Genomic DNA, 9,565 nt, shown 5'->3' on the forward strand with positions numbered 1-9,565 from the left:
GCCACAGGTCCTCGGCATTGGGAAGGAGAAAGGCCCGACTGACCTGGGTCGAAGGTCCCGCGTGCGACCCTCGAGCAGGCCGTCAGGCCCGCCGGTAGCGGCGTTCCGGCCGACCCGCACCGCCGTAGCGCAACCTGACCTGCGCCTGGCCCGTGCCGACGAAGTGCTCGAGGTAGCGACGGGCGGTGACGCGGGCGAGCCCCAGCCGCTCGGCCGCGTCGGTCGCGGACAGGTCGTCGCTCCCGTCGAGCAGCCCCTCCACGAGTCGGGCCGTCTCGCGGCTCAGCCCCTTGGGCAGCGCGGCCGCGCCCGAGGAGGCGCGCGCCGCGCCGAAGGCCCGATCGATCGCCTCCTGGTCGGTCTCCCCGTCGCCGAGAGCGCGCAGTGCGCCTCGCACGCGGTGCAGGCGCTCCACGAGGTCCTGCTGCTCGAACGGCTTGACCACGTACTGCATGGCACCGCCGGCGAGTGCGGCCCGCACCGTGTCGGCCTCCCGCTCGGCCGTCACCATGACGACCCCGGCGCGACTGCCCTCCTCGCGCAGCCGCGCCAGCACCTCGAGTCCGCCCAGGTCGGGGAGGTGGACGTCGAGCAGCACCAGGTCGGGGTCCAGGTCCGCGGCGAGCCGCAACGCCTCCTGGCCGTTGGCGGCGACGCCCACCACCTCGAACCCGTCCGCCAGCTCCACGAACCGGGCGTGTAGACGGGCCACCATGAAGTCGTCGTCGACGACGAGGACCGACGTCACGAGGACTCCCAGGGCAGCACCACGCGGAACAGGCTAGGCCGCGCCTCGTCGATCGTCACCGACCCGCCCCGTCGCTCGCACAGCAGACGCACCAGCGCGAGGCCGATCCCGCGGCCGCCGAGGACCTCCGGCTTCGTCGAGAACCCTCGGACGAACACGGTCTCGCGCAGGTCGCGGGGGACCCCGTCGCCGGAGTCCTCGACCTCGATCACGAGCGCGGTGTCGTCCGCGCGTGCGTCGAGCCGGACGCGGGCCTGGGTCCGTCCCCGGCAGGCGTCGATGGCGTTGTCGACCAGGTTGCCCAGGATCGTCGTCGTGTCGGCCGAGAGGTCGGGAGGCAGCGGCGGGACCTCGCAGTCCGGCGCGATCTCGAGCAGCACGCCCGCCTCGTCGGCCTGGCTGCTCTTGGCGATGAGCAACGCGGCCGTCGCCGGGTCCTCGACGTGGTCGGCGACGTCGCTCTCGCGGTCGGCGCGGACGCCGACGATGCGGGTCACCAGGGCCCGCGCCTCGTCCGGCTCGTCCAGCTCCAGCAGTCCGGAGATCGTGTGCAGCTGGTTCGCGAACTCGTGCGTCTGGGCGCGCAGAGCGTCCGTGATCGACAGGTTGGAACCCAGCTGCTGCTGCACCGCCACGAGCTCGGTGCGGTCGCGCATCGTCACGACGCTGCCGACCCCCTCGTCACGGGTCGCCGCGCGACGTCGGTTCAGCACCAGGACGCGCTGGCCGGTGACCACCACGAGGTCGCTGGCGTCGGCGGGATCGACGAGCAGCTGCGCGAGGTGCGGCTCGAGCCCGAGGTCGCCCACCGAGCGGCCGAGGGAGGCATCGTGCAGCCCGAGCAGCTCCAGGGCCGCGTCGTTGACCATGGTCACCCGGCCGGCCGGGTCGAGACCGAGGACACCCTCGCGGATGCTGTGCAGCAGGGCCTGGCGGTGGTCGGCGAGCCTCGCGAAGTCGCGGGTCCCGAGTCCGCGCGTGCGGCGACGGACGATGCGGGAGACGGCCCAGGACCCCAGGATGCCGAGGCCGGCGCCCACGCCGAGGAACAGCGCGAGGTCCGGTGCCGCGTTGCTGGCCCGTTGCCAGGAGGAGGGGTACGTCTGCTCGACCAGCACGGCTCCGGCGAAGGTCCCCTCGTCGTCGAGGACGGGTGCGTGCCCGGTCAGCACGCGGGCACGGTCGGTCGTCACCGACCCGGTCCAGCCGCGTCCCTCGAGGACCCTGCTGTCGCCGAGCGCGGCGGTCGTCCCGACGAGAGCCGGTCGCGTGGACGCCACCACCTTCCCCCGCCGGTCGACCACGGAGGCCACGTCGGCACCGGAGAGCGAGACCGCCCGGTCGACCGCCGGAGCGAGCTCGCGCGCCGGGTCGGTCGACCCGACCCGGTCCCGCACGACCGCCACGTTGGCGAGGTACTCGGCGGCGGACCGCAGCCGCGCCCCGCGGTCGTCCTCGAAGGACCGGGTGGCCTGCTGGAAGGAGAGCACGCCGACGATCACCAGCACGAGCGCGACGACGGCGAGCTGGAGGACGAGGAACTGACCGGCCAACGTACGTCGACCCGGTCGCGGCGACCACAACGAACACAACCTCCTTTGCGCACCCAATCGTGACGCAGGCCACGTCTGCGTCCATGCTCGGGTCGACCCACCAGGAGGTGTGATGGCCGACACAGGTCAGCGACGACCCGCACGTCGCCCCCGCAGGACACCGGACCGACGCCGCCGCTCGGCGGTCGTCGTGGCCCTCGTGCTCGCGATCGTCACCGCGCTCAGCGGTTGTGGCGTGACGCGCGGCGGCGACGACCCCGACAACCGGCGGCTGCGCATGATGATCCCGAACAGCCCCGGAGGTGGGTACGACCTCACGGGCCGTGCCGCGGCCCAGGTCCTCGAGGAGGACGGCCTCACCGGTCGGTTCGAGATCACCAACGTCATCGGCGCCAGCGGCACCGTCGCCATGCAGCGGCTGCTCAACGAGCGCGGTGCCGACGACCTCATGATGCTCATGGGGCTGGGCGTGGTGGGCGCGACCTACACCAACGACTCGCGTGCTCGCGTCTCCGACGCGACGCCCATCGCGAAGCTCGTCGAGGAGCAGGAGGGACTGCTCGTCCCGGCCGACTCGCCGTTCGAGACCGTCGACGACCTGGTCGAGGCGTGGAAGGCCGACCCGCGGTCCGTGACCGTCGGCGGCGGCTCGTCGCCCGGCGGTCCCGACCACCTGTTCCCGATGCAGCTGGCCCAGGAGCTGGGCATCGACCCGAACGACGTCAACTACATCGCCTACGACGGCGGTGGCCCGCTCACGACCGCCCTCCTGGGCGAGAAGATCCAGGTCGGCACGTCGGGCCTCGGCGAGTTCCAGGGTCAGATCGACGACGGCTCGCTACGCGTGCTCGCGGTCTCCGGCGACGACCGGCTCGAGGGCATCGACGCCCCGACGCTCACCGAGTCCGGCATCGACCTGGTCTTCACCAACTGGCGCGGGATGCTCGCGCCTCCCGGGATCGACGACGAGACCCGCGCTCTCCTGACCGAGCTGCTCACCGAGATGCACGGCACGAAGGAGTGGCGCGAGGCGCTGAAGCGCAACGGATGGATCGACGCCTTCGCCACGGGCGAGGACTTCGAGACCTTCCTGACGGAGCAGGACGAGCGCGTCGAGTCGACGCTGAAGGAGCTGGGGCTGTCATGACCACCACCCATGAGACGGCGACGGGCCCCGACGGTCCCCGGCTCGTCGACCGCGCCCAGTACGGGCTGGCGGCCTTCCTCGCCGTCGTCGGTGTCGTCGTCGTGGTCGACGCCACGGGCCTGCGACCCGGCTTCGCCGACCAGCCGGTGCAGCCGTCGCTGTTCCCCTACGTGGTCGGCACGGCCCTGGTCGTGCTGGCCGTCGCCCTGGCCGTGGCCACCAGTCGTGGCTCCGTCGCCGAGCCGGAGGGCGGTGAGGACATCGACCTCACCGAGCCCAGCGACTGGGTGACCGTTGCCAAGCTCGCCGGCGTCTTCCTCGCCAACATCCTGCTGATCGGCGTGCTCGGCTGGGCCATCACCGGCGCCATGCTGTTCGCCGGCTGCGCCTGGGCGCTCGGCAGTCGCACGCTCCTCAAGGACGTCGCGATCGGAGCCGCCCTGTCGCTGCTCACCTGGTACGGCTTCTACGTGGGCCTCGGTCTGCCGATCCCGGCCGGTGTCCTGGACGGGGTGCTCTGATGGACATGTTCATGGACGGGCTCGCCAACGCGCTGACGCCCGAGAACCTGCTCTACGCCGTCATCGGCGTGCTGCTCGGCACGATGGTCGGCGTCCTGCCCGGCATCGGCCCGGCGATGACCCTGGCCCTGCTCTTCCCGATCACCTACACGGTGCCGGTCGACAGCGCGCTGATCATGTTCGCCGGCATCTACTACGGCGGCATGTACGGCGGCTCGACGACCTCGATCCTGCTCAACACACCGGGGGAGTCCTCGTCGGTGGTGACGGCCATCGAGGGGAACCAGATGGCCAAGCGCGGCCGGGCCGCGCAGGCACTCGCGACCGCGGCCATCGGGTCGTTCGTCGCCGGCACCATCGCCACCGCCCTGCTCGTGCTGTTCGCGCCGAAGGTCTCCTCCTGGGTCGTCGACCTCGGGGCGCCGTCCTACTTCGCGATCCTGCTGCTGGCCCTGCTCGCCGTCTCCGCGGTGCTCGGCTCGTCGAAGATGCGTGGGTTCATCGCCCTCTTCCTCGGCCTCACGATCGCCCTGGTGGGCACGTCGACCGGACAGGCGCGCCTGACCTTCGGCAGTCCTCTGCTCGCCGACGGGCTCGACGTGGTCGTCGTCGCGGTGGCGATCTTCGCGATCGGCGAGGCCCTGTGGGTCGCGGCGCACCTGCGCCGACGTCCTCTGCAGGTCATTCCCGTCGGCCGTCCCTGGATGGACCGCAAGGACTGGGGCCGCTCGTGGAAGCCGTGGTTGCGCGGCACGGCGTTCGGCTTCCCGTTCGGCGCCCTGCCGGCCGGTGGCGCCGAGGTCCCGACCTTCCTGTCCTACATCACCGAGCGCAAGCTCTCCAAGCACCCGGAGGAGTTCGGGCAGGGCGCCATCGAGGGCGTGGCCGGCCCGGAGGCCGCCAACAACGCGTCGGCGGCGGGCACCATGGTGCCGCTGCTCGCCATCGGCCTGCCGACCACGGCCACGGCCGCGATCATGCTGAACGCCATCCAGTCCTACGGCATCCAGCCCGGACCGCAGCTGTTCGCCAACGAGCCAGGGCTCGTCTGGACGCTCCTGGCCAGCCTGTTCGTGGCGAACACCCTGCTGCTCGTGCTCAACCTGCCGCTGGCGCCGGTCTGGGCGAAGCTGCTGCGGGTGCCCCGGCCCTACCTCTACGCGGGCATCCTCTTCTTCGCCTCGTTGGGCGCCTACAGCGTGAGCTTCGAGCCGTTCGACCTCGCCCTCCTGCTCGTGCTGGGCTTCCTCGGCGTGGCGATGCGACGCTTCGGGCTCCCGGTCCTGCCGCTCATCGTGGGTGTCATCCTCGGCCCGTCGCTCGAGAACCAGCTCACGCAGGCTCTGGCCCTGTCCGGCGGCGAGGTCTCGACGCTGTGGAGCGAGCCCGTCGCGAAGATCGTGTACCTGGTCCTGGCGCTCGCGCTGGTCGCCCTGGCGGTCTCGACCGTCCGCGGCCGGTCCGCTCGCCGTCCCGAGAAGCAGGAGGTGTCGGCATGACGTCGACCGTGGTGGTGGCCTACAGCCCGGACGAGTACGGCGAGGCGGCCCTCGAGGCCGGCGCCGAGGAGGCGGGACGGCGAGGTGTCCCCTTGGTCGTCGTCAACGCGACGCGGGGCGACGCCTACGTCGACCCGCACTTCGCCGACGCCGACACCGTCGCCCGCCTGCGGGAGCGGCTGGGCGAGGTCGAGGTGCTCCAGGAGGTCGTCTCCGACGTCGGGGGCGAGGTGGTCCGCGTCGCCGAGGAGCGCGACGCCGAGCTCGTGGTGGTCGGGATCCGGCACCGCTCGCCCGTCGGCAAGGCCCTCATGGGCAGCGTGTCGCAGCGGATCCTGCTCGACGCGCGGTGCCCGGTGCTGGCGGTCAAGCCGCGCGACTGAGCCGTCGGTCCGCGTGTGCGGTCGGGGGCGCCGGAGGTCCGGCGCCCCGTGCTCACCTTGCGGGAGAAGGTCCTGGTCGCGGACCGCACGGCACGGCGCAACGCGCGCGGCCCGTTGGGGTCACTCGTGCGACGGGTCGGCCACGGGGGCGTCCGGCAGGGCGCACACGCCGTCCTCGCAGGTCGCCGCGTCGTCGGCACCCACCATCTGCAGCGGCCCGCTCACGCCGAGCCCTCCGCCGCCTGGCGCAGGGCGCCGAGGAGGACCTCGGGGTCCTGGGCGCCGGAGACGCCGAGCCGGTCGTCGAGCACGAAGAAGGGGACGCCACGGATGCCGAGCTCGAGGGCACGCTGCTGGTCCGCGCGGACGTCGTCGAGGTGGGCGCCGCTCTCCAGTGCCGCCACGACCTCCTCGCGGTCCAGGCCGACCTCCGCCGCCAGGTCGGCCAGGTCGCCGACCCGACCCACGTGGCGTCCCTCGACGAAGTAGGCGGCGAGCAGCCGCTCCTTCATGGCCGCCTGCTGCCCGTGGGACCGGGCGAGGTGCAGGAGCTGGTGCGCCAGGACCGTGTTGGTGTGCTGCAGGCCGGCGAAGTCGTAGGCGAGACCCTCGTCGGCCGCCACGACCGTCATCTGGTCGAGCATGGCCACGACCTGGTCCCGCTGCATCCCCTTGTGCCGCGCGAGGAAGTCGACCTCGTCGCCCTCGAAGTCCACGGGGGTCTCGGGGGAGAGCTCGAAGCTGCGGTAGGTCACCGACACGTCGCCGCCCTCGGCGCGGAAGCGCTCGACGGCCTGCTCGAAGCGGCGCTTCCCGACGTAGCACCAGGGGCACGCCACGTCGGACCAGATCTGCACGTCCACGGTCATGGCCGCGTCAACGACGTCGGAGCGTCGGATGTTCCCTCACCAGATCGATCGCAGCGGCTTGACCCGGTCCATCAGCCAGGCGATCGCGAACGACACCACGAGCGTGATGACGACGGCCACCGGGATGCCGATGACCGGCGAGTCCTGGTACAGACGGCCCGTCGGTCCCTCGGTGCGCACCAGGTGCAGGACGAGGGCGTGCACCAGGTAGATGCGGTAGCTCACCGCGGAGAAGATCCCGATCCACCGTGGCGCGGGCCTCGTCCGCGTGGACGGACGCGTCATGAACGTGAAGACGCCCGCCGAGAAGAGGAGGACGGGCAGGTTCAGGTTGTCGTAGCCCCACAGCGACGGCTCCGGCTCGGCCTGCTGGCGCCACACCGCCAGCACCACCCAGACGAATCCCACGAGCGCCACCCCCGCGGGCACGACGGCGGGGACGCGGGGCGCGTGGTGGTAGAGCAGGAACCCCAGGAGGAACACGCCGACGTAGCCCGTGGGGACGACGTCGATGAAGCCTCCGTACACGGTCGGCGTGCCCGACCACAGCAGCGGGAGGAACCGCTGGAGCAGCTCGATGCCGAGGATCAGCGCCACCGCGTAGACCAGGAGGGGACGGCGCTCGGCCGCCGGCCGGGCGGCGATCGGTCGCAGGAGCGGTGTCAGCAGGTACAGGCCGACGAGGACGTACACGAACCACAGGTGGTAGGCGACCGGTCCGCCCAGGGCGTCGCGCACTATCTGCACGGGCGCGGACGGGTCGGGCTCGCCGGCCGACCCGTTGATCAGCTCGGCGTCGCCGGTTCGCGAGGCCCACACCGCGAAGCCGACGTAGACCAGGCTCCAGGTCAGCAGGGGCACGGCGACCTTGCGGGTCTGGCGCACCAGGTCGAAGGAGCGCTCCGGCACCAGGAGCAGGGCCGCGGAGATCATGAAGAAGCAGTTGACGGCGAAGCGCCCGGCCGAGTCGTACACGTTCGCGGCGTTGACGTCGGAGAGGAACGCGGTCTGCTCGCCCAGACGGGGGCCGATGACGCCCGCTCCGCCGTGCAGCAGGACGACGCCGACGGTGGCGAGGACCCGGAGTCGGTCGAAGGAGTGAACGCGTCCCTGAGCCATGGCGGCGAGTCTCCCACAGGCGGCCGAGGGCGGACGCGGGTGCAGGGGAGGACGGCGAGCCGGGGACAATGGGGCCGGACCCACCCGTTCGACCTCCCAGGAGCTGTTCCGTGACCACTGCCGGAGGATCCGTCCTCGACGACCTGATCGCCCGCGGCCTCGTCGCGCACTCGACCGACCTCGAGGCGCTGCGAGCCGAGATGGACGCCGGTCCGATCGTCTACTACGTCGGGTTCGACCCCACGGCGCCGAGCCTGCACGTGGGCAACCTCCTGCAGGTCCTCACCGCTCGGCGACTCCAGCGAGCCGGCCACCGGCCGATCCTGCTCGTCGGCGGCTCGACCGGCCTGATCGGGGATCCCAAGGAGGCGGGGGAACGGGTCATGAACCCGCGAGAGACCGTGGCCGGGTGGGTCGAGCGCATCCGCGAGCAGGTGAGCCGGTTCGTCGACCTCGACGGTGATCGCGGCGCGATCCTCGTCAACAACCTCGACTGGACCGAGTCGCTCGGCACGATCGACTTCCTGCGCGACGTCGGCAAGCACTTCCCGGTCAACCGGATGCTCGCGCGCGACGTCGTGAGCAGCCGGCTCGAGAGCGGCATCAGCTACACCGAGTTCAGCTACGTCCTCCTGCAGTCGCTGGACTACCTCGAGCTGTTCCGCCGGCACGGCTGCGTCCTCCAGACCGGCGGCAGCGACCAGTGGGGCAACATCACGGCCGGGGTCGAGCTGGTGCGGCGGTCCGAGGGTCGACGCGTGCACGCCCTTGCCACGCCGCTCATCACGAAGGCCGACGGGACGAAGTTCGGCAAGACCGAGAGCGGCACGGTCTGGCTGGACCGCGAGCTCATGAGCCCCTACGCCTTCTACCAGTCCTGGATCCAGGCCGAGGACGCCAAGGTGGGGGAGTACCTGCGCCAGTTCACGTTCCTGGACGTCGAGGAGATCGCGTCGCTCGAGGCCGAGCACGCCGAGCGACCGGGGCTGCGGCTGGCGCAGCGTCGGCTCGCAGCCGAGGTGACCGCGCTGGTGCACGGCCCCGACGAGGTGGTGGCCGCCGAGCTGGCCTCGACGGCCCTGTTCGGCCGGGGCGAGCTCGCCGACCTTCCCGAGCACACGCTGGCCGCAGCCCTGGGGGAGGCCGGCGTCGTGGAGCACGACCCGTCGGACTCGGTGACGGACGCGCTCCTGGCCGCGGGACTCGTCGAGTCCCGCTCTGCCGCTCGCCGCGCCGTCGCCGACGGCGGCGCCTACGTCAACAACGAGCGCGTCACCGACCCAGAGCAGGCCCTCGGCGAGCTGACCACCGTGCACGGCTCGTGGCTCGTCCTGCGACGCGGAAAGCGCCAGATCGCAGGCGTGAAGTTGCGCGCCTGAGCGACGTGGGCCTCGTCACACGGCGTCGATTTGACCCGTCGAGACGCGCTTTTGTACGGTTCTCATGTTGCACCGCACGACGGGGAGCAAGGCCGACAGGCCGGGCGCCCGGGGCGGAGCAGCCGCTCGAACCGAAACGGTCAACGCCAGGGCATCACTGCCCGGAGACTGGCCGCCGACAACGGAGAGCGAGTGGCACGACCCGGGTTTGACCCGCGGTTCGGGGCCATGTAAGTTGGACGAGTTGCCCCGGTGGGGCAGGCCCGCACGGGCCGAACCACTGGTGTGCGTCTGATCCTTGAGAACTCAACAGTGTGCCAAAAGTCGACGAGATAATCAGTAGTAAC

Annotated in this window: 9 protein-coding genes; 5 read left to right on the forward strand and 4 right to left on the reverse strand. The window is 71.7% G+C overall.

Annotated features, from left to right (window positions below; translation table 11 throughout):
* Positions 1-82: 82 nt before the first annotated feature.
* Complete coding sequence (locus ASF38_RS16895) at positions 83-748, reverse strand: response regulator (protein WP_082480850.1); 666 nt, start codon at positions 746-748, stop codon at positions 83-85.
* On the reverse strand, positions 745-2,301 hold the full coding sequence (locus tag ASF38_RS16900; protein ID WP_162237372.1) for an ATP-binding protein: 1,557 nt from the start codon (positions 2,299-2,301) through the stop codon (positions 745-747). Before ASF38_RS16900 ends, ASF38_RS16895 begins: the two co-directional genes overlap by 4 nt.
* A gap of 112 nt (positions 2,302-2,413) precedes the next feature.
* Here ASF38_RS16900 and ASF38_RS16905 point away from each other — a divergent pair, with 112 nt between their 5' ends.
* From ASF38_RS16905 to ASF38_RS16920, 4 genes are read left to right on the forward strand one after another with little or no spacing between them, the layout of a single operon-like run.
* Entirely contained in the window at positions 2,414-3,448 is a 1,035-nt protein-coding gene (locus ASF38_RS16905; RefSeq protein ID WP_056577596.1) for a tripartite tricarboxylate transporter substrate binding protein, read from the forward strand.
* Positions 3,445-3,969 carry a tripartite tricarboxylate transporter TctB family protein gene (locus ASF38_RS16910; RefSeq protein ID WP_055970334.1) on the forward strand — a complete coding sequence of 175 codons (525 nt, stop codon included), beginning with the start codon at positions 3,445-3,447 and terminating at the stop codon, positions 3,967-3,969. Before ASF38_RS16905 ends, ASF38_RS16910 begins: the two co-directional genes overlap by 4 nt.
* Positions 3,969-5,468: a tripartite tricarboxylate transporter permease gene (locus ASF38_RS16915; RefSeq protein WP_082480852.1), complete on the forward strand. Its 1,500-nt coding sequence runs from the start codon at positions 3,969-3,971 to the stop codon at positions 5,466-5,468. The genes ASF38_RS16910 and ASF38_RS16915 overlap by 1 nt, the downstream gene beginning before the upstream one ends.
* On the forward strand, positions 5,465-5,851 hold the full coding sequence (locus tag ASF38_RS16920; protein WP_055970329.1) for a universal stress protein: 387 nt from the start codon (positions 5,465-5,467) through the stop codon (positions 5,849-5,851). The genes ASF38_RS16915 and ASF38_RS16920 overlap by 4 nt, the downstream gene beginning before the upstream one ends.
* 221 nt (positions 5,852-6,072) lie before the next feature.
* Here the strand turns inward: ASF38_RS16920 and ASF38_RS16925 are convergent, their stop codons facing one another.
* Both ASF38_RS16925 and ASF38_RS16930 read right to left on the reverse strand, forming a co-directional pair.
* Positions 6,073-6,720, reverse strand: coding sequence for a DsbA family protein (locus ASF38_RS16925; protein ID WP_056577598.1), 648 nt, complete (start codon positions 6,718-6,720; stop codon positions 6,073-6,075).
* 36 nt (positions 6,721-6,756) lie between these two features.
* Positions 6,757-7,839, reverse strand: coding sequence for an acyltransferase (locus ASF38_RS16930; RefSeq protein ID WP_055970322.1), 1,083 nt, complete (start codon positions 7,837-7,839; stop codon positions 6,757-6,759).
* A gap of 68 nt (positions 7,840-7,907) precedes the next feature.
* Between ASF38_RS16930 and tyrS the strand changes: the two genes are divergently transcribed.
* Complete coding sequence (gene tyrS, locus ASF38_RS16935) at positions 7,908-9,218, forward strand: tyrosine--tRNA ligase (RefSeq protein ID WP_056577600.1); 1,311 nt, start codon at positions 7,908-7,910, stop codon at positions 9,216-9,218.
* Positions 9,219-9,565: the final 347 nt, after the last annotated feature.

Origin of the sequence: Aeromicrobium sp. Leaf272 (assembly GCF_001422865.1) — a bacterium.
Lineage (GTDB): Bacteria > Actinomycetota > Actinomycetes > Propionibacteriales > Nocardioidaceae > Aeromicrobium.

Excerpts from the sequence above, each read along its gene's own strand:
- ASF38_RS16920 (WP_055970329.1), top strand. The coding sequence starts at position 5,465 with ATGACGTCGACCGTGGTGGTGGCCTACAGCCCGGACGAGTACGGCGAG.
- ASF38_RS16925 (WP_056577598.1), bottom strand. The coding sequence starts at position 6,720 with ATGACCGTGGACGTGCAGATCTGGTCCGACGTGGCGTGCCCCTGGTGC.
- ASF38_RS16915 (WP_082480852.1), top strand. The coding sequence starts at position 3,969 with ATGGACATGTTCATGGACGGGCTCGCCAACGCGCTGACGCCCGAGAAC.
- ASF38_RS16905 (WP_056577596.1), top strand. The coding sequence starts at position 2,414 with ATGGCCGACACAGGTCAGCGACGACCCGCACGTCGCCCCCGCAGGACA.
- ASF38_RS16910 (WP_055970334.1), top strand. The coding sequence starts at position 3,445 with ATGACCACCACCCATGAGACGGCGACGGGCCCCGACGGTCCCCGGCTC.
- tyrS (WP_056577600.1), top strand. The coding sequence starts at position 7,908 with ATGGGGCCGGACCCACCCGTTCGACCTCCCAGGAGCTGTTCCGTGACC.
- ASF38_RS16930 (WP_055970322.1), bottom strand. The coding sequence starts at position 7,839 with ATGGCTCAGGGACGCGTTCACTCCTTCGACCGACTCCGGGTCCTCGCC.